17 protein-coding genes and 1 tRNA gene are annotated in these 18,331 nt (G+C 59.8%); 9 read left to right on the forward strand and 9 right to left on the reverse strand.

Features of this window, described 5'->3' with window-relative positions; all coding sequences use genetic code 11:
- Positions 1–132 precede the first annotated feature (132 nt).
- The 8 genes from pth to ABD837_RS12985 all read right to left on the reverse strand — a co-directional run bounded on the left by pth (position 133) and on the right by ABD837_RS12985 (position 7,433).
- Positions 133–699 (reverse strand): aminoacyl-tRNA hydrolase, encoded by a 567-nt coding sequence (gene pth, locus ABD837_RS12950; protein WP_345055121.1) that lies wholly within the window; start codon positions 697–699, stop codon positions 133–135.
- A gap of 210 nt (positions 700–909) precedes the next feature.
- Positions 910–1,482 (reverse strand): 50S ribosomal protein L25/general stress protein Ctc, encoded by a 573-nt coding sequence (locus ABD837_RS12955; RefSeq protein WP_345055124.1) that lies wholly within the window; start codon positions 1,480–1,482, stop codon positions 910–912.
- Between the two features lie 93 nt (positions 1,483–1,575).
- A complete protein-coding gene (locus ABD837_RS12960; RefSeq protein ID WP_345055126.1) occupies positions 1,576–2,334 on the reverse strand; it encodes a hypothetical protein in 759 nt (252 codons plus the stop codon).
- Positions 2,335–2,343: 9 nt separating this feature from the next.
- Entirely contained in the window at positions 2,344–3,408 is a 1,065-nt protein-coding gene (locus tag ABD837_RS12965; protein ID WP_345055129.1) for a DUF6340 family protein, read from the reverse strand.
- A gap of 188 nt (positions 3,409–3,596) precedes the next feature.
- Complete coding sequence (locus ABD837_RS12970) at positions 3,597–4,013, reverse strand: hypothetical protein (RefSeq protein ID WP_345055131.1); 417 nt, start codon at positions 4,011–4,013, stop codon at positions 3,597–3,599.
- 337 nt (positions 4,014–4,350) lie between these two features.
- Positions 4,351–6,129 (reverse strand): LuxR C-terminal-related transcriptional regulator, encoded by a 1,779-nt coding sequence (locus tag ABD837_RS12975; RefSeq protein ID WP_345055132.1) that lies wholly within the window; start codon positions 6,127–6,129, stop codon positions 4,351–4,353.
- A gap of 160 nt (positions 6,130–6,289) precedes the next feature.
- Complete coding sequence (locus ABD837_RS12980; protein ID WP_345055134.1) at positions 6,290–7,216, reverse strand: ribose-phosphate pyrophosphokinase; 927 nt, start codon at positions 7,214–7,216, stop codon at positions 6,290–6,292.
- A 144-nt stretch (positions 7,217–7,360) separates the two neighbouring features.
- Positions 7,361–7,433, reverse strand: a tRNA-Gln gene (locus ABD837_RS12985).
- A gap of 276 nt (positions 7,434–7,709) precedes the next feature.
- On the opposite strand from ABD837_RS12985, the gene atpD reads away from it, so the two are divergent.
- The 7 genes from atpD to ABD837_RS13020 all read left to right on the forward strand — a co-directional run bounded on the left by atpD (position 7,710) and on the right by ABD837_RS13020 (position 15,469).
- On the forward strand, positions 7,710–9,215 hold the full coding sequence (gene atpD, locus ABD837_RS12990; protein ID WP_345055136.1) for a F0F1 ATP synthase subunit beta: 1,506 nt from the start codon (positions 7,710–7,712) through the stop codon (positions 9,213–9,215).
- A 103-nt stretch (positions 9,216–9,318) separates the two neighbouring features.
- Positions 9,319–9,567 (forward strand): ATP synthase F1 subunit epsilon, encoded by a 249-nt coding sequence (gene atpC, locus ABD837_RS12995; RefSeq protein WP_345055138.1) that lies wholly within the window; start codon positions 9,319–9,321, stop codon positions 9,565–9,567.
- A gap of 156 nt (positions 9,568–9,723) precedes the next feature.
- Positions 9,724–10,575 (forward strand): tetratricopeptide repeat protein, encoded by an 852-nt coding sequence (locus tag ABD837_RS13000; protein ID WP_345055141.1) that lies wholly within the window; start codon positions 9,724–9,726, stop codon positions 10,573–10,575.
- A gap of 133 nt (positions 10,576–10,708) precedes the next feature.
- Positions 10,709–11,818, forward strand: a complete 1,110-nt coding sequence (locus tag ABD837_RS13005) for an AI-2E family transporter (RefSeq protein ID WP_345055143.1) — start codon at positions 10,709–10,711, stop codon at positions 11,816–11,818.
- 159 nt (positions 11,819–11,977) lie between these two features.
- The gene (locus tag ABD837_RS13010) at positions 11,978–13,102 is read left to right on the forward strand and encodes a trans-sulfuration enzyme family protein (protein ID WP_345055145.1); all 1,125 of its coding nucleotides are present in this window, start codon (positions 11,978–11,980) and stop codon (positions 13,100–13,102) included.
- A 78-nt stretch (positions 13,103–13,180) separates the two neighbouring features.
- Entirely contained in the window at positions 13,181–14,359 is a 1,179-nt protein-coding gene (locus tag ABD837_RS13015) for an MFS transporter (protein WP_345055147.1), read from the forward strand.
- Between the two features lie 399 nt (positions 14,360–14,758).
- Positions 14,759–15,469 carry a membrane-associated protein gene (locus ABD837_RS13020; protein WP_345055150.1) on the forward strand — a complete coding sequence of 237 codons (711 nt, stop codon included), beginning with the start codon at positions 14,759–14,761 and terminating at the stop codon, positions 15,467–15,469.
- A 171-nt stretch (positions 15,470–15,640) separates the two neighbouring features.
- Here ABD837_RS13020 and ABD837_RS13025 read toward each other — a convergent pair whose 3' ends face one another.
- Positions 15,641–16,240, reverse strand: coding sequence for a hypothetical protein (locus ABD837_RS13025; RefSeq protein WP_345055152.1), 600 nt, complete (start codon positions 16,238–16,240; stop codon positions 15,641–15,643).
- A 198-nt stretch (positions 16,241–16,438) separates the two neighbouring features.
- On the opposite strand from ABD837_RS13025, the gene ABD837_RS13030 reads away from it, so the two are divergent.
- Both ABD837_RS13030 and ABD837_RS13035 read left to right on the forward strand, forming a co-directional pair.
- Positions 16,439–17,158, forward strand: a complete 720-nt coding sequence (locus ABD837_RS13030) for a hypothetical protein (protein WP_345055154.1) — start codon at positions 16,439–16,441, stop codon at positions 17,156–17,158.
- A gap of 514 nt (positions 17,159–17,672) precedes the next feature.
- Positions 17,673–18,029 carry a hypothetical protein gene (locus tag ABD837_RS13035; RefSeq protein ID WP_345055156.1) on the forward strand — a complete coding sequence of 119 codons (357 nt, stop codon included), beginning with the start codon at positions 17,673–17,675 and terminating at the stop codon, positions 18,027–18,029.
- Positions 18,030–18,331: the final 302 nt, after the last annotated feature.

The raw sequence follows: 18,331 nt of genomic DNA on the forward strand, positions 1-18,331 counted from the left end.
CTTTATTTGCGCGGACTCAAAGCCATGCACTACACTTTGACCAAACTGGCTGCGTAACATCAGTTATCAGGATTTATTCACCAAGCGAAATAACGCTGCGTTGTGTTCCTGCCGCTGGAAAAAGAGTAATTATTATTTCACATTTACCACGTTCATTGCTCGTTCCAGGCCCATTGCACCAAAGGCCAAAATGGCCTCACCAGATTTTTCAATGCGCGTGGGCAGCTCAATTAATTCATCGCCCGAAAACGCGTTCAGGACATAGTCTACTTGCCGGCCTTTGGGGAAATTCGCATCGACGCCGAAACGTAGGCGGGCGTATACATCGGTGCCCAGCGTAGCCTGAATATCCTTCAACCCATTGTGCCCGCCTGCCGAGCCTTGGCCCTTCAGGCGCAGCTTGCCGAAGGGGAGGGCTAAGTCATCGGTTACCACCACCATGTTTTCGACGGGGGCTTTCAGCGTGGCCAACCAGTGCGCCGCTGCTTTGCCGCTCAGGTTCATGTAGGTGGTGGGTTTCACCAGCACATAGGTGTGGCCTTTGTGCTTGAATTCGGTCGTGAACGCATGGCGGCCGATTTCAAAGCGTGGAGCATCGAATTTTGCCGCCAGATAATCGGCCACCATAAAGCCAATGTTGTGGCGGGTATCGGCGTATTCGGGGCCAATGTTGCCCAGGCAGAGGACGAGGAATTTCATCTGAACCGCAGCGTAAACGGAGTAAACGGATTATACAGATTCCGGCATCAATGCGCAGAAACTGCTGCCTTTTGAAAGGCTAACCAAAGCCTTTTCGCAGTGCAAATAAAAAGCCGCCCCAAAGTTGGAGCGGCTTTTCGATTGAAACGCAAATTAATGGATGAAAGAATTGTTGAAATTCATTTAATCCGCTAAATCTGCAGTTCAGGATTACTTGTTGGCAGCCATTTCGCCCTTCAGTGCGCGCGGGATGGTGATGGTGGCAATAGGTGCCGCCGCGTTGGTGAGGATGGTGTAGTTCTTTGGCTCAACGGCACCCACCTTGATGGATTTGCCGAGCTCCATGGTGCCGATGTTCACTTCAACGTAGTCGGGGAGGTTGTCCATCGTAGCACGCACGCGCACTTTGCGCAGCTTGCTCACCAGTTTGCCACCGGCCAGTACGCCCGGCGAAACGCCAACGTACTTCACGGGGATGTCCATTTTCACCTCTTTGCCTTCTTCCAATTCGAGGAAGTCAACGTGGAGGAGCATCTCGTTCACGGGGTGGAACTGGGCATCCTGCACAATAGCTTTGTAGATGGTGCCTTCTACGTTCAGGTCCACGATGTGAGCCTCCGGCGTGTACAACAGCTCGCGGAACAGGATAGCGGGCACGGAGAAGTGCACGGTATCGGTGCCGCCATACAATACGCACGGTACTTGAGCGTCGAGGCGCAATGCCTTGGCGTCCGTTTTACCGAGATTCGCTCTTTTAAACCCTACAATCTCGAGGCTTTTCATAAAAGTGGTTTTTTGAGAAGATAAAAAATGCCCGTTTGCTACCGGAGTTGGTGGCAAACGGGCCGCAAAGGTAGCGGTTATGCCCACAAAAACCTAGCGCTGACTTGGTTTGAAGGCAATAATGCTGAAGGAGTGCTTCGTGACTTCGGTGCTCCCTTGCTTCTGCGGAAGCGAATAGGAACAGCAGAACACATAAAGGGGCTGCCTACACGGCCCAGAGTAATTCCTACGGCCGCTTAGTGTTATCGTGCTGAAATACTTCTGTTTTTCCTGACGGGCATCTTCGCCATCGGGGTCCACAGTGGTGCAAAAGAAGAAATAAACTACGCCGTTCAGTTCGAACCATTGCACCTCCATCAGAGCTGGTTCGTGCGAGTCCGGGTCGGCGCCGGTATAAACCCGGCGGCTGGCTTGTCCACCGGGAGTCGATGGCAAACCCACGACGTAATCGCGGCCCGCCCTGGGTTTGTTGATAGCCAGCAGTGGGCTTTTTGTCAGTAGCCGTAGGCATTTGTTAATGTCCAGGGTCACTGCGGTCAGCTTTGTGCTATCGGCCCGCATCGAATGACTCTTGCGCGAACCGGCATCCAGTCGCTGTTGCAGCATCGCGGTTACGTCCAGCCGCATCATCACGAAATGATGGTAACTGCCTTTGGTGAAGAACGCAGTGAGCCAAGGCGCTCCCGGCTCCTGGATGTCCTGGACTCGGTAAGGTGTGCGCACCGAAATCAGCGTGTCCAGGTCGGTGCGTCCCCACGGTTTGGTGATGGCCTTCTGGGCTAGCGCAGGCTGTGCTCCCAGCATGCCTACGACAAGACCAAGCCCGATGAGCAACCGCAACACCTTGAACATAGCAGCAAGTTAGTTGCCGCTTGGCACGCTTTTAAGCTGCTCCTGCACCACCGCCTGGGCCTGCATGCGGTCGTTCAGCACCCGCAGGTATTGGCGGGCTTGGGCATTGTCGCAGGTGAAAGCCGACTTTTTGGCCCAGTCGATGGCCGCTGGCAAGTCGCCACGCACTTCGCAGGCAACGGCCAGGTTATAGAAAGCACGGCCGGCAATTCTAGGGTCGAGGTGGCGGGCCGACTGCTGCCAGAGGGTAGCGGCTCCCGTCCAGTCGCCCGCTTCGGCGCGTAGGGCGGCTTCCTTCATGCGGGCGTCTTTTTTGGCTTGCGTGAAGTAATTACGGTTCAAATCAATATAAGAAGGGGCGATGCGGCGAGCGTAACCGTCGCCAGCGCGCTGCGCCACCCGGCGAATGCACTCCTCGGGCGGGGGCAATTGGCGCAGCGCTTCGGGATAGCTGTCGCCATTGCCGCTGAACACCAGCTGGTCTTCCTGCCGGGCTTGGTCGAGCACGAAACCCTGCGCCACGCCGTAAGTGCGGAAGCCGGTTACGATTTTCATTATCATTTCCACGTGCACCGTGGGCACTTTGTGCTCGGTGCCTTCTTTGTCTTTATAAGTGCGGAAGCCGTTGGTGTGGCTCAGTAGCATATCCGAGTCGAAGGCTTCGAGCACCACGAGGCCGTCGACCTGAGTGCGGCGGCACAAATCCTGCACGTAGCGCGGAGCCAGCGGCGGCAGAAAGAACTCACGGCTGCGGCCCAGTAGTTGCAGCTGCGCCTGCGTCACCCGGAAACGGTAGCTGTTGTTGGCCAGGGCCTGGCCCACCACGTTCACGCACTCATCGGCACCGGCGCGGTCCACGCCTAGGCCTTCGCCGGTAAAAGCGCCTTCCAATGCGTCGAAGAATTTGTCGCGGCGCGACTCCGGAATAATGCGGTTGGCCGTGGCCACACTTTGCAGGTTGGCCGGCATGGGAACTGCCGCGGGAGCCAGTGCCCGAATGTGCACCGACGAGGCGCACGCGCTAAGCAGCAACGCACACAAAAGGGTGAAAGTGGAGGTGTAAAGCTTGTTCATCACGTTTGCAGAAAAAAGTTCCAGTTGGAAAGCCCTTTCTACAAAATTGTGCCAGAATCGAATGGTAGCGCGTTAATCTTTCCGCTTGGCTTGCTGCCGGCGCGCGCACCAAGAAGGCCGGCCTTCGTTGTGAGAACGAAAGCCGGCCTTATTGTGCTGATAAACAAATTTTAAACGGTGTATCCCGATTACTTGGTGCCGCTGAAACCCCAGGTTTCGCTGCCTTTGGTTACGCCAATGTTGAGGTCGCTGGATGTGAGGGTCATGCCAGCCGTGCTTCCATCACTGCCCACGGTGGCGTAGTTTCCCCCACTAGCCGATTGAAACTTTAGGTTGGTGATGGCCGGCACCCTGTCACTGAACGTGATAGAATACGTTTTGTCTCCGCTTTTGCTGATGGTGGCTGTGCCGTTGGAGCTGCCAATTATTGAGCTGCCCGTATAGGATAGCTGCCCGCCGTACGTGGCGATAACTGCTGCAGGCAGTTCGACTGTCGTGCTGGTCGGTGTGGTTTCCTCTTTTTTGCTGCTACAGGAAGCAGCAGCCAAAGCGAATGCCAACAGGATGGCCTTGGGGGCGAAGTTGGAAAAGAAGGATGATTTCATGGTGAAAAAGGGTTAGGTGAGGTGGCCGGCCGCCTATCCAACTAAGGTTGGAGTAGCCGGCTGGATGGCCAATTGATTGAATGCAAAACGTCATCATCCCGGCAGCCTGATAGGGCTGTTGCACGCGCTGCCAAACGCAGGCCGGCTGCCCCGACGCCGGGAAACGGCGGGTGCGGGCCCGGCCCAAGCGGGCTGCCCAATAAAATGCCCGGATGTAAAAAGTGAGGTGCCTACTCTGAAAGGTTTTCGGCGGTCCCTTGGTTGTCGCGACGGCTCAAAGGTGCCAGTGCTCTGCCAGCATAACCTAACAATGGGGCGTTACAAAGTGTATACAGCGCTATATATTTTGAATAAAATGCTCTAAATCAATCTCCTTGCTTAGCTGGAGCTTTTGCTTCAGGCGGTGCTTACCCACTCGCACCGAGTGCGGCTCAATGTTGAGCAGGTTGGCAATTTCCTTGGTGGCGAGGCCCATTCGCAGGTAGGCACAGTACCGCAACTCGGTGGTGGAGAGGGCGGCCAGGGCACTCAGGTTCTGGAAAAAGCGCGGGTGTACGCCCTCGAAGTGGAGGCGGAACTGGTCGATGTCCTCATCGAGCTGGAGGTTCTGGTTGATGAGCCGGAAGGCCGGTTTGAGCTGCTGGCTTGTTTCGGGCACCTGCTCCAGCTCCTTGCGCAAAGCCAGCAGCAACTCGTTCTTTCGCTCCAGGTTGAGCGTGGCCGTGGTGAGTTCGCGGTGCTTGTAGTCGACCTCCTGCTGCAGCTGCAACTGCTGCTGCTGCGTGAGCAAGTGCTCCTGGCGCGCCACCATCCCTTGCTGCTCCGATAGCAGCAGCTGCTGTTCGGCCACCCGACGGCGCAGCCGGCTCGAACGCGCAAAGGCCACCGCCGCCGCCAGCAGCAGCCCGGCCACGCCCACGATGAGCAGCAGCAGCCAGCGCTGGTAGGTGGCTTGCTGCTGCAGCGCCCGGATGTTCAAATCCTTTTTCTCCACCTCGTATTGCAGCGTCAGGCGCCGCACCGTTTGCGCGTTCGTGCGCGCCGCCAGCGAGTCGCGCAGGACCGTGTACCGGGCTAGCCACCGATGGGCGGGCTGCCACAAGGCCAGGCGGGCATATGCTTTTTGCAACTGCTGCGCGATTATTGCCTGGTCTTCGAGGTTAACGGCGGGCAGGTTGCGGTAAGCCTGGTCGGCGGCAGCCGTCGCGGCCGCGTGCTGCTGCTCCGCTTCGAGCCCAGCCAGGATGCCGTAGTTGTGGGCCAGCAGGTTATCAATGCCCATGGACGTGGCGAGGGCCGTGCTTTCGTGCAGGAACTGGCGGGCCCGGTCAAATTCCCGGTTCCAGGTGCAGGCTTCCGCCAGGTTCGTGAGAAAAGTGGGCAGGTACTGCGGCGACACCTGCTGCGGGTGTTGCCGGATAAGCGCTACGCCCTGCTGCAAGTGCTCAACTGCCAGCCGCAGGTAAGCGGGTTTAGGGTCCTTGGCGTACAGCGCGAGGTAGCTGCAGTAAAAATCGTTCATCACCGCCAACCGCTCTTCGAGGCTGCCGCCGCGCTGGGCGGCCGTTTCGGCCTGTTGGTAGTAGGCGAAAGCTTCGGCCGTTCGCTGCTCGTAGTACAGGCAATTGGCGATGGCATTGAGACTCATAGCCTGTTCGCGGTAGCGACCCATCTGTTCATAGGCCCGCACCGACAAGAGCAGGTGCGGTACCGCTCCCGCGTTGTCGCTGAGGCGCTCGCGCAGTAACAGCCCCCAATTGTAGTGTAGCTGCGCCAGTCGGAGCGATAGCCGCCGGCCCGCCGCCGCCCGCAGCAGCGGCTCGGCCTGCTGGTAAGCTGCCAGCGCCGGGCCTTCCTCCTCGTGGAAGCTGTACACATTGCCCAGCGCCATCCAGCAAAATCCTTGCTGCTCTACGTGGCCAGCCCGAACGGCCAGCGCCAGCGCCTCTTGGTTAAATGTCAGGGCTTTGGTGCGGTCGTAGGGGCGGTACTCCCAGGCCAGCCGGGTGAGCGTCCAAGCCCTGGTGGTGTCGGTTTGCGTGGTGGCGATGCGTTGCAACGAGTCGATTCGCTGCGAGTTCTGCGCTCGCCCCGCACTGGCGGTTGCCAGCAGCACGAATAGCGCAAGTGCACAGCCAGCTAACTGCCGGCAACGAGCAGCAAAGCGGAAAGGGGCTAGCATAGGCATCAGGCCGAATGTCGGGACCGGCGAGCAAAACAAACAAGCTGCCAGCCGAAGCCAACAGCTTGTCGAAGCCTGCCTGGGCCTTAGGTTTCTACACAAACAGCGAGCTGATGCTCTCGTGGGTCACCACGTTGCGGATAGCGGCCGCGAACAGCGGCGCCAGCGAAATCACCCGGATTTTATCGTTCTCCTGGGCCAGTGGAATGGTATCAGTTGTGATAAGCTCCGTGAGTGCCGAGGCCCGGATGCGGTCGTGAGCCGGGCCGCTGAGCAACGGGTGCGTCACCACGGCGCGCACCGAGCGGGCGCCGCGCTCCATTACCAGCGCGGCGGCTTTGCAAATGGTGCCGGCAGTGTCGACCATGTCATCTACAAACACCACGTCCATGCCCTTCACGTCGCCGATTACCTGCATCGAGGCAATCTCATTGGCCCGCACGCGCATCTTGTCGCAGACCACAATTTCGGCCCCAAATTTCTTGGCGAAGGCCCGCGTACGCACCACGCCGCCCACGTCGGGCGAAGCGAAAATCAGGTTTTCCAGGTTCAGCGACTTGATGTAGGGCGCCAGCACGGTCGCGCCATCGAGGTGGTCGACGGGAATATCAAAAAAGCCTTGAATTTGGCCGGCGTGCAGGTCCACGGTCATCAGGCGGTCGGTGCCTACGCTCTGGATAATATTGGCCACTACTTTAGCACCGATGCTCACGCGCGGCTTGTCTTTGCGGTCTTGCCGGGCGTAGCCCATATAAGGCATTACGATGACAACTTTGTGGGCCGAGGCGCGCTTGGCCGCATCCACCATCAGCATGAGCTCCATGAGGTGTTCGGCCGGCGGGAAAGTGCTTTGCACCAGAAACACCTCGCAGCCGCGGATGCTTTCGTTGAAGCTGGGCCCCATTTCGTTGTCGGCAAAGCGCTGCACGGTAAGGTCTCCGAGGGAAGTGCCATAGGCGGCGGCAATGCTTTCGGCGAGGACCTGGGAGGCGCTGCCGGCGAAAATTTTGACCTGTTTCATTGGGGAAGGTGCTGATGGTGAGTTGATGCGCGAAGGCCTGCTACAGTTGAGGCTTGAAAAACCAGCCAAGTAGAAAAGCGAAAGGCGCTGACCACTCCGGAAATTGGAGAAGCCAGCGCCTTTTCGTTTACTCGAGCGTTGTCGTTGTCCGACCAGGGCTCGAACCTGGACTTTCTTGAATCAAAATCAAGCGTGTTGCCGGTTACACCATCGGACAATTTCCCAGCGGGCTACGTGCCGTTTGGGAGTGCAAATGTACAGCTGAAAATATTCGAGGCAAGTATTTGGTGAAAAATTTTCTGTAAAAAAATAGGCCAACCAACGGGTGAAATGCTGCCAATTCCTGCTATAGGCTGATTTACACGGCCTAAGTAATATGCAGTAGGGGAGGGGGCAGCCCGGCTACCGCAATGGATTGGGGTTGGAAAAACGGGGTTTGGGCCGTAATTTTGCGGCCTGAAAAGAGCATCAACTTCATCATAAATACAACCAAATGGCCAATACCGGCAAAATCACTCAGGTCATCGGCCCCGTCGTTGACGTGAGCTTCGCGGGCGACAACACCAAGCTGCCCAACATCCTCGACGCCCTCGAAGTAACCAAAGAGAACGGCCAAGTGGTAGTGCTGGAATGCCAGCAGCACTTGGGCGAGGACCGGGTTCGGACCATTGCCATGGACTCGACCGAGGGCTTGGCCCGGGGCGCCGAGGTGCGCGACCTGGGTACCCCCATCTCGATGCCCACCGGCGACGGCGTGAAAGGCCGTCTGTTCAACGTTATTGGTCAGGCCATTGACGGTATTCCGCAGCCCAAGAGCGGCGAGCGTCTGTCCATTCACCGCAATGCCCCGGCGTTTGAAGAACTGGCCACTTCGTCGGAAGTATTCTTCACCGGCATCAAGGTTATCGACCTGCTGGCTCCTTATGTAAAGGGTGGCAAAATTGGTTTGTTCGGTGGTGCCGGTGTGGGCAAAACCGTACTGATTCAGGAGCTTATCAACAACGTGGCCAAGGCCTACGAAGGCCTGTCGGTGTTTGCCGGCGTGGGCGAGCGTACCCGTGAGGGCAACGACTTGCTGCGCGAGTTCATCGAATCCAACATCATTCTGTACGGCGATGCCTTCAAGCATTCGATGGAAGAAGGTGGCTGGGACCTGAGCAAGGTGGACATGGCGGCGATGGAGAAATCGCAGGCTACCCTCGTGTTTGGCCAGATGAACGAGCCCCCCGGAGCCCGTGCCCGCGTGGCCCTGTCGGGTCTGACCATTGCTGAGAGCTTCCGCGATGGCGACGGCACCGGTGCCGGCCGCGACATTCTGTTCTTCATCGACAACATTTTCCGCTTCACGCAGGCAGGTTCGGAAGTATCGGCTCTGCTGGGTCGTATGCCTTCGGCCGTAGGTTACCAGCCCACGCTGGCTACCGAAATGGGTGCCATGCAGGAGCGTATTACCTCGACCAAGCGCGGTTCCATCACCTCGGTACAGGCTGTGTATGTGCCTGCCGATGACTTGACTGACCCGGCCCCGGCCAACACCTTTGCCCACTTGGACGCCACGACGGTACTGAGCCGCAAAATCGCCGAGCTGGGCATCTACCCGGCCGTTGACCCGCTGGACTCGACCTCGCGCATTCTGTCGGCCGACATCCTCGGTGCCGAGCACTACAACACCGCCCAGCGCGTGAAAGAGCTGCTCCAGCGCTACAAGGAACTCCAGGACATCATTGCCATCCTGGGTATGGATGAGCTGTCGGAGGAGGACAAGCAGGTAGTAAACCGTGCCCGTCGCGTGCAGCGCTTCCTGTCGCAGCCCTTTTTCGTGGCTGAGCAGTTCACTGGCCTAAAAGGTGTGCTCGTTGACATCAAAGACACTATCAAAGGCTTCAACGAAATCATCGACGGCAAGTACGACCACCTGCCCGAGGCGGCTTTCAACCTGGTTGGTAACATCGAGGATGCCGTAGCAAAAGGCGAGCGCCTGATTGCAGAAGCAAAATAGGTTTAGTTGTCAGTTGCTTGTTGCCAGTTGTTGGTTTGTTCTGACTGCTGGTAACATGTCGCTGAAGCTTGACAACTGACAACGAACAACTGATAACTAAGAAATGCATTTAGAAATCATCACCCCCGACCGCAAGGTTTTCGAAGGCGAAGTGACGTCGGCCCAGTTTCCGGGGGCCGATGGCTCTTTTGAAGTGCTGAACAACCACGCCCCGCTTATCGCAGCCCTGAAGGCTGGCGACGTGACGCTGTCTGGCGGTGCTGGCGGCCGCGAGGTCATCCGCATCGAAGGCGGCGTGGTGGAAGTGTTGCGCAATAATGTGATTGTGTTAGCCGAAGGCGCAGTGGCGTAAGCTGCTCGCGGTACTATTCCCGACTGACAAATCCCCGCTACCTGAACAGGTAGCGGGGATTTTTTGTGGGCATAACGGGAAGTTTATTACCTTGCAGTGCAATTAAATCTTTTTTACATGCAGGCGATGGTACGGCGAATTCTTTTTCTAGCAGTGTTGTGGGCTGGACTTAGCAGTCTGGTTTGGGCCGATGGTTTTCGGGAGCAATTCCGGGCAGCATTCAAGGCCGGTGATGTGACGGCAGCCGAAAAAGTGCTTGCTGAGTGGGAAAAGGCTACGCCCAAGGACCCCGATTTGTACGTGGCTCGCTTCAACTTTTTGCTGAACAAGGCTACCCGGCGCACGCCCGTGCCGGCTGCTCCGGTTGCCGCAGTAGCCGGAGCGCCCACGCCCGCTCCGCGCCCGCAGGTAGTAATCAGCTATGACCCGGCCACCATGGCACAGGCCGCCGCAACGTTGAAGCAAGGCATTGCCTTAGCGCCTGAGCGACTGGATATGCGCATGGGCCTGGCGAAAAGCTATGAGATGGTGGGCCAGCCCGGGCCCTTGCTGCAGACCATCCGCGAAACCCTGGAAGCCCGCAAAAATGGCGGCAAGCCGTGGCTCTGGCGCGACGGAGTACCGCTGCCCGGCCCCGAAAATGCCTTTGTGCCAGCGGCCATCGAACCCTTCGCCAGCAATTACTGGAAGCAGCCCGGCGACAAAGGCCTGGAAAACGGCCGTCCCATCGCGGAGCTAATGGAACAATACTTCCCGCAGAATTCGCTGGGCTACTTCAATATGGGGGTGTACTACGCCCACCTGCACAAAACCCAGGAGTCGTACGAGAAGATGCAGCAGGCCGACGCCCTCGACCCCAATGATATATCGACGCTGATGAACCTGACGCGTATGGCCATCGAGCTAAAAGAGAAAGACAAGGCCGCTGCTTACCAGGCCCGGCTGCGCAAGCTGCCCAATGGTGGCCCAGCCGCCGACAGCTTCGCCAGCGCCATGCAAAAGCTGTAGCCGTTGCCCAGCGGCTACTCTGAAAAGCCTTTCTCCATTGGGGAAAGGCTTTTTGGTTTTATTGCGCCAGCCAGCCAAAAAGCCCGCCGGCCGTATAGCTTGCAGTTGGGGCCCTATTGCTTTCTTCTCTTCTATGCAAAAACCGTTTAATCTGTTCGCGGCCGTCGAAAATATTTACACCCCCCGGCAACGCTATGTGCTGCTGGTAGCCTCGCTGTTGGGGCTGGCGGCCCTGATGCTGCTGGGCTTGGCGCAATACCTCACGGCCTTTTTGGCGGCGGGTATTTTGTTCGTGGTGTTTCGGCCGTGGTGGGTGGCACTGGTGCACAAGCGGCGCTGGAATGCGCGGCTAGTTACAGTTGGAATACTGCTGATAACGCTGGTGGTGCTGGTGGTGCCCTTCTACGCGCTGAGTTCGCTGCTGCTTGACCGGCTGGTGGTGTTTGCGAAGAACCCCGAGCAAATAATGGAAGTAGTGCATCGCGTGGAAAAAGCCACGGGCCTGCGCCTGGCCGAGCAGCTGAATGTGCGGCAGGTACTGCTACAGGGCGCCGCGAAGGTGAGTGGCTGGCTACCGACGCTGGCCAGCAGCGCCCTCAACTTCCTGGTAATCGTGGGCCTGATGCTGTTTACGATGTACTACATGTTTATGCAGGAAACCTACTTCCTGCTGGGGCTGCACCGGTATTTGCCCTTTCGCAACGAGACGCTGGAAAGTCTGGGCGAGTCGCTGAAAAACAACGTGAATGCCAATGTGCTCGGGCAGGTACTGGTGGCCATGGTGCAGTCTATTCTGACGGGGCTGACGCTGTGGATTTTTGGCGTGCCCGATGCCTTGTTCTGGGGCGTGGTGGCGTTTTTTATGGCTTTTCTGCCAGTGCTAGGCACACCGCTGGTGTGGGGGCCTGCCGCGCTCTACCAGTTTTCGGTGGGGAACAACGGGCAAGCCATCGGCATTCTGCTGGTGGGCTTTATTGTGATTATCAACGTCGATAACGTGCTGCGCATCATGCTGGCCAAGCGCATGGGCGACATCCACCCGCTGGTGACGCTGGTTGGGCTGGTGCTGGGCGTGGAGATTTTCGGTCTTATTGGGCTGGTGGTTGGGCCGCTGCTGGTGTCGTATTTCCTGGTGTTGATGGAGGTATTCCGGCGCGAGAACCGGACCCACCAATTGACACATGAAGCGACAGAGCTAGTGGCGGCAAGTCCGCCGGCTGGTGAACCGGCCCCGGAAGGATAAAAGCAACCGGCCCCGCTTGGAAGAGTAGGCCTGTGCATGTGCACCCTGCCGTTCTTGCTTTGCGGAGGCGAGCTAAAATTCGAAGTATTCTGCCTGTTGAGCACAAAGGCTCGGGCCTACCTTTGCGCGCCAACCAAAATGCTGTATCCAGTGCCGCTCATGTCCAACATTCAGCCTAAAATTACGCCCATCTACCAAACGTCGGTGTTCAAGTTTGAGGACCTTGACGCGGTGCAGCAGTATTTCGACGAGCCGGGCAGCCGCTACTTGTACTCGCGCAACGGCAACCCCAATTCCGACGAGCTGGCCAGTGCCGTGGCGCAATGGGAAGGCGGCGCGGGGGCTGTGGCCACGGGCTCGGGCATGGCGGCTATTTTCGCGGCGCTGCTCACCTATTGCCAGGCTGGCGACCACGTGCTGTGCGCGGCCGACATCTACGGGGGCTCGGCAGCCCTGCTGAATCTGGAACTAAGCCGGCTGGGGATTACGGTAACGTACGTGCCGTTCGAAAGCCTCTACGAGCTGGCCGGCTACGTGCAGCCCACCACGCGCCTGCTGCTGTGCGAAACCATGAGCAACCCCCTACTGCGCGTGGTTGACTTGCGCGCCGCCGCCGACGAATGCCACCGCCACGGCCTGAAACTAGTAGTCGACAACACGTTTTCTACCCCAGTGCTGACCCGGCCACTGAGCTACGGGGCCGACCTTGTGCTGCACAGCGTGACCAAATACCTGGCTGGCCATTCCGACGTGACGGCCGGCGCCGTAGTGGCCCGCACCACCGAAGACGTAGCCCGCCTGCGCCAGATTGGCATTGTCTTCGGCCTCACCCTGAGCCCGATGGAAAGCTGGCTGAGCGTGCGCGGCATGAAAACCATGCGCCTGCGCGTAGCTGCTCACAGTGAAAACGCGTGGGCGGTAGCAGAATTTCTCGACCAGCAGCCCACCGTGCAGGCGGTGTATTACCCCGGACTGGCCGCGCATCCACAGCACCAGCTGGCGGCCGACCAGGGTGGCGGCCGGTTCGGGGGGATGCTGTCGATGCGGCTACCGGACGATGCGGAAGTTGTCAACCGCTTTATGCAGCGCAGCAAGCGGTTTCCGTTTGCACCCTCGCTGGCGGGGGTTGATTCGTCGTGCTCGTCTCCCCTCTACACCTCGCACCGGGCCCTGACCGATGCCCAACGGGCCGAGTTGGGCATCTCCGTTGGGTTGGTGCGACTGAGCGTGGGCATTGAGCCGATAGAGGAATTGCTGGCCGATTTATCGCAGGCCTTGGCATAAGTAGCCGGGGATGCTTGCGCACATATGTGAGCTACCGGGCCGGCATGTCCTGGGTTACCAACAGTTTTGCGTTATCTGATGCGGCGCTTCTCCTACCTCACCCGGGCCGTCTGGCTCTTGTCGCTCATCAGCCTGGGCACCGACCTGGCCAGCGAGATGCTGTACCCGGTAATGCCGCTGTATTTGCAATCCATTGGCTTTTCGGTGTTTTTCATCGGGTTGCTCGAAGGTGTGGCCGAGGCCGTGGCGGGGCTCAGCAAGGGCTATTTCGGGCAGTGGTCGGACCGGCTGGGGCGGCGGGTACCCTTTGTGCAGGCCGGCTACGGCCTCAGCGCCGTGTCGAAGCCGCTGCTGGCCGTGCTGGCTACGCCGGCGTGGGTATTGCTGGCCCGCACCATCGACCGGCTGGGCAAGGGCCTGCGCACGGGGGCCCGCGATGCCCTGCTCGCCGACGAAACCACGCCGCTGAACCGGGGTAAGGTGTTCGGCTTCCATCGCTCGATGGACACGCTGGGCGCGGTGCTGGGGCCGCTGGTGGCGTTGGGCTGGCTGGCCGGGCACCCGGGACAGTTTCGGCCACTGTTTCTGTGGGCGTTTGTGCCGGGGGCGTTGGCGGTGGGCGTGGCGCTGCTGCTGCGCGAGCGGCGGGCCGAGCCGTCGGGCCGGCCGGTGGTGCCCTTCTGGGGGGCATTCCGGTACTGGGCGCAGGCCCCGGCGGGCTACCGGCGCGTGGTGGGCGGGCTGCTGGCGTTTGCCTTATTCAACAGCTCCGATGCCTTCCTGTTACTGCTGGCCCGCGAGCGCGGGGTGTCGGCCCCGGGCGTAATTGGCCTCTACGTGCTCTACAACATCACCTACGTGGTGAGTGCCTGGCCGCTGGGCCACATGGCTGACCGGCTGGGGCCGCGCCGCCTGCTGGTAGCAGGCCTGGCGATGTTTGCCGTGGTGTATGGCGGGGTGGCGCTGGTGCACGATGTGCGTATCCTGGCGCTATTGTTCGGGCTGTATGGCCTATATGCGGCTGCCACCGAAGGCGTGGGCAAGGCCTGGGTGAGCACCCTTTGCGCCCGGGCCGATGTGGGCGCGGCGCTGGGCACGCTGGGCGGCCTTAGCAGCCTGGCCGCGCTGGTGGCCAGCGCCGGGGCCGGCCTGCTCTGGGAGGTAGCGGGCCCGGGCCTCACATTTGGGCTGGCGGCCGGGGCGGCCCTGGCGGTGGCGGCTTACCTGGCCACGGTGCGGGTAGCCTTGCCGCGCTAGGGCACTCCCTACCGCCGGCAGGAGGCGGGGGGCTTCCGTTGTGCTCGTTTCGCCTCTGCGCCTCGCACCGGGCCCTGACCGACGCCTAGTCGGCCGAGTTGGGCATCTCCGTTGGACTGATGCGGCTGAGCGTAGGCAGTGAGCCGGTAGAGGAGTTGCGGACTGATTTATCGCAGGCATTGGAGGGATAAAGCCAGCGGTTGCCAGGTTCAAAAGTCTGACACCTGGCGTGTATCATGTTAGTTTGCAATATATTGCTTTTTGTGAACTGCGGCTGGTAAGTCCTGTAAAGGTGGTTTTTGGGTTGGGAGCGCATAAGGGCTGGTCTTCCTTTGTATCGGTTCTAGTAGCAGGCAACGCCGCCTGCTTCCCCCAGCTCACCTTTCCCAACAGGCTTTTATGAACGCTGCCTCGCCCCGTTTGCCCTTTGCCCTCAAATTGGTTGTTAGTGCCTTTCTGGCCATCATGGTGCCGGTGTATTACCACGATTACGGCCCCACCAACTTTCTCTACTTCTGCGACGTGGCGTTGCTGCTGAGCTTTATTGCCCTCTGGACGGAGAAAGCATTGCCCGCTTCGATGGCCGCCGTTGGCATTCTGGTGCCCCAGGTGTTGTGGTGCGCCGATTTTCTGGGTGAACTGTTCAACGTGCATCTGGTGGGCCTTACGGGGTACATGTTCGATGAGAACCGCTCGCTGTTTCTGCGGGGCCTGTCGTTTTTCCACGGCTGGCTGCCTTTCCTGCTCATCTTCCTGGTGAAGCGCCTGGGCTACGACCGCCGCGCCCTGCTGGCCTGGACGGCCCTGGGCTGGAGCCTGTGCCTGGTGGCGTACTTCTTTATGCCTGCAGCCGGCACCGTGCTGTCGGACCCCAAAATCCCGGTTAACATCAACTATGTGTTTGGCTTCGATGATGCCCACCCGCAGACGTGGTTGCCCGCTCCCCTGTATCTGATGGCCTGGATGGCGGGGCTGCTGCTGCTGTTCTACGTGCCCTCTCACCTGGTGCTGCGCCGCTTGTTTGGCAACCCGGCGACGCGGACCCAGGTTGTCAGCCAGCCGGCCGACGACACGGTTATTCTGGCAATTGGTGGGCGTGTAGCACGGTAACAACCCTGAACAGTGTAGGAGCGGGGCTTGCCCCCGCCCGTTGTTGAACGGAACAGATAGTGCGACCGACGGGCGGGGGCGAGCCCCGCCCCTACACCGTTCACCCCTTAACGAGAACACCCGACACCAGTAGCTGGCGTCGGGTGTTCTCGTTTAAAATGGTTCTCTATGCTACAGCTTATCCGATACCGACCCCGAAATCTGCTTGGCGGCGCGCAGGGCCTGGAATTCGCCCTGCACGCCCCGGATGGTCAGCTTGTCGTCGAGGGTGTAGCCGCTGCGGAGCTGCTCGTAGCGGCCGTTGAGGCTGCTGAGCACGTTGCTGGCGCGGGCCCAATCGTTGGGCGACCAGCTGCGGCGGTCTTCGCGTACTTTATCGAGGAAGCGGGTGTAGGTATCGAGCAGCTGCGGGGCGGTGAGGCGGCCCACCACGATGCGCTCGCGGAAAAAGTTCGATACGGCCGTGTCGCTGGCCGCGCCGCTGGGTACGGTTTCGACGCTGCTGGAACGGGTACTCGGGCTGGGGTTGATGACCGTGGTGGCGGGGCGGGCGGCGGTGCCAGCGGGCACCGTAGTGGTGCGGGTGGTGCGGCGGATAACCTTGCCGGTGGCCGGGTCAAGGTCTTCGGTTACTTCGGTTATTTGTTGCTCGGTGCCAGGCTTGGCCGTGGCCGTGGAGGTGCTGGGTTTAACTGGGGTAGTGGTTTTGGTCTGGGCGTGGGCCGCCAGGGGCAGGGCCAATAGCAGCGCAAAAAGGGGAGCGTTTTTCATAGTAGGAAACAAATTGACTGAGCCTTTAACGGTAAAAAGAGTCCACCGGCCAGATTTGCGCGGTGCAAGGCCCGCAAATGCAAGCTTCGCGCCATAAGCAATGAGGCGGCCGTGAAATTCGCCGTACTCTTGCGGTGCGGCTGATTGTCAGTCCGCTGCCGGCTACTCGGTACTTCCTTTCCCCTCATTTCATATTCCATGCAAGGCGCGTATTCTACCTATTTCGACAACCTGTTTCTGAGCCTGCGCATGGCGCGGCCCGAATACAAAGCCCAGGCCCAGTACACCCTGCGCACCCTGCGCGAGGCGGCCCTGGGAGCAGCCTTCACGCCGCTGCTGGCCGAGCTGGAGACGGCCATCGCCGGCTTCGACGAGAACCTGACCGACCGCAACCAGTCCACGGCCGGTGGCACCGAGGCGTTCCACGCGGCCCGCGCCAAGTGGCTCGAATTCGTGGACGACACCATGAAGGACTACGTGACGCCCAAGCTGCGCAAGCTGCCCGTCTACGCCGACTTCAAGAAGTTCGGCAAGAGCAAGCTCGCCGGCCGCAACCAGCCGAAGCTGCTCACCGACTCGAAGCTGCTGCTGAACCTTTACGTGGCCAACCAGGCAGCCCTGTACCCCACGCTCGGGGCCGATGCCCAGCAGTTGTACGCCGCGCTCGATGCCGCCGACGAAACCCGCGACACCCAGGACGGCGACATCACCGACGCTCAGCTTGCCCTGGCCGACGACCGCGCCGCCATTGCCCGCGCCCAGCACCGCCTCAAGGCCCAACTCGAGCTCAAGTTCGAGCAGCCCGAGAAGGTGTACAGCTTCTTCGACTTCGCGAAGGCTGAATACGCGCGTAAGGCGCAGAAGAAGGCCGCCAAAAAAGCGGCAGCGGCCCCCGACTTGTCGGCCCCGGCTTCCTGAGGTACCAGAACCCGGTTCCAACTTGTTGGGGCCGGGTTTTGCCTGGCTCCAAGCCCACCCCAACAAGGCGGGAACCGCTTTTAAATCACCAGAACCCGTACCCGCCTTGTCGGGGGCGGGTTCTGGATTACTGTAATCCACCCCCGACGTGTTGGGGACGGCTCTCCGCTATTCGGTAGCAGTACCCGGACTTGTTGGAAGCTTCGGCCACTGCAGGAAGCAGGCATATTGAAATAAAATCCACCGTTTTCTTGAACGAATCTCGCTACCTTTCAGCATGAGGCTGTTGGCGTTTTTACCTCCCCGAAACACTTGGATGCGGTGGAGGCGTCTGCTTGTGTTGAGCTTGGCAGGGGCCGTTGCGGGCGCAACGGGCGCTTGTGCTGCCGCAAAACCACCGGAGAGGACGGCTCAGGAGTTGGCCTTGATTGCGTTGGCGGGTTTGCCCGCTCGGTGCGTGGTTTCAGTCGTGGCCAATAGTGGCGATGGCCGCACCCCCGGACTGCTCGTGTGCGTGAGTGCCGACACCGCCACCCGTTCCGAACAGGGGTTTCTCGGGGCCCACCTCACAGTGAGTGAACGGGAAGCGGACGGCCTCGCCGTTCTGGTTTTACAGCAACTGCGCGCCGTGACGGCCTTGTCCGATTCGGTTCGCACCCCCCGGAACGCCCTTTTTACGGTCGTAGTCACCCGCGACGGGTTCCCCGAGTACCGGCGGGACCTGACCAACCAGGGAACGGTCACCGCCTTACTGAACGGCGTAAAAAAGGAGGTGGCGCGCGACCGGGTGCCGTTGCGAGGGGAAGTTAAACAGAACCTATTGGCAGCACTCGAATACAATGTGCAGTGGATGAGCCCAGGCCAGCGTTAACTACCGGTAATCCCCTCCTTTGAGTGAACAGAGCCTGTTTACCTTCGGACCGTTTTTGTGAACCCTTTCGATGAGCGCGCTGCGCCCAGTAATGTGGTAGCTTGCTCTCCTGATTTCACGTTGCCAAGGTCCCACCCTGCTTGGCTCACTCTCTCCCGTTGCATGAAGAATTGTTCGGCCTCCCTCCACTTCACGTTACTGCTCATGGCCCTGCTCGGCGGCGTGGCCGGCCCCAGTTGGGGGCAAGCCCAGCTGGCCAGGGCCCTGGACCCGCGTGTCCTCTTCACCCAAACGGCGGTCGT

Origin of the sequence: Hymenobacter glaciei, from assembly GCF_039539585.1 — a bacterium.
Lineage (GTDB): Bacteria > Bacteroidota > Bacteroidia > Cytophagales > Hymenobacteraceae > Hymenobacter > Hymenobacter glaciei.

Bases quoted from the DNA above. Each gene is read 5' to 3' on its own strand.
- pth (WP_345055121.1), bottom strand. From the start codon at position 699: ATGAAATTCCTCGTCCTCTGCCTGGGCAACATTGGCCCCGAATACGCC.
- ABD837_RS12955 (WP_345055124.1), bottom strand. From the start codon at position 1,482: ATGAAAAGCCTCGAGATTGTAGGGTTTAAAAGAGCGAATCTCGGTAAA.
- ABD837_RS12960 (WP_345055126.1), bottom strand. From the start codon at position 2,334: ATGTTCAAGGTGTTGCGGTTGCTCATCGGGCTTGGTCTTGTCGTAGGC.
- ABD837_RS12965 (WP_345055129.1), bottom strand. From the start codon at position 3,408: ATGAACAAGCTTTACACCTCCACTTTCACCCTTTTGTGTGCGTTGCTG.
- ABD837_RS12970 (WP_345055131.1), bottom strand. From the start codon at position 4,013: ATGAAATCATCCTTCTTTTCCAACTTCGCCCCCAAGGCCATCCTGTTG.
- ABD837_RS12980 (WP_345055134.1), bottom strand. From the start codon at position 7,216: ATGAAACAGGTCAAAATTTTCGCCGGCAGCGCCTCCCAGGTCCTCGCC.
- atpD (WP_345055136.1), top strand. From the start codon at position 7,710: ATGGCCAATACCGGCAAAATCACTCAGGTCATCGGCCCCGTCGTTGAC.
- atpC (WP_345055138.1), top strand. From the start codon at position 9,319: ATGCATTTAGAAATCATCACCCCCGACCGCAAGGTTTTCGAAGGCGAA.
- ABD837_RS13005 (WP_345055143.1), top strand. From the start codon at position 10,709: ATGCAAAAACCGTTTAATCTGTTCGCGGCCGTCGAAAATATTTACACC.
- ABD837_RS13010 (WP_345055145.1), top strand. From the start codon at position 11,978: ATGTCCAACATTCAGCCTAAAATTACGCCCATCTACCAAACGTCGGTG.
- ABD837_RS13015 (WP_345055147.1), top strand. From the start codon at position 13,181: ATGCGGCGCTTCTCCTACCTCACCCGGGCCGTCTGGCTCTTGTCGCTC.
- ABD837_RS13020 (WP_345055150.1), top strand. From the start codon at position 14,759: ATGAACGCTGCCTCGCCCCGTTTGCCCTTTGCCCTCAAATTGGTTGTT.
- ABD837_RS13025 (WP_345055152.1), bottom strand. From the start codon at position 16,240: ATGAAAAACGCTCCCCTTTTTGCGCTGCTATTGGCCCTGCCCCTGGCG.
- ABD837_RS13030 (WP_345055154.1), top strand. From the start codon at position 16,439: ATGCAAGGCGCGTATTCTACCTATTTCGACAACCTGTTTCTGAGCCTG.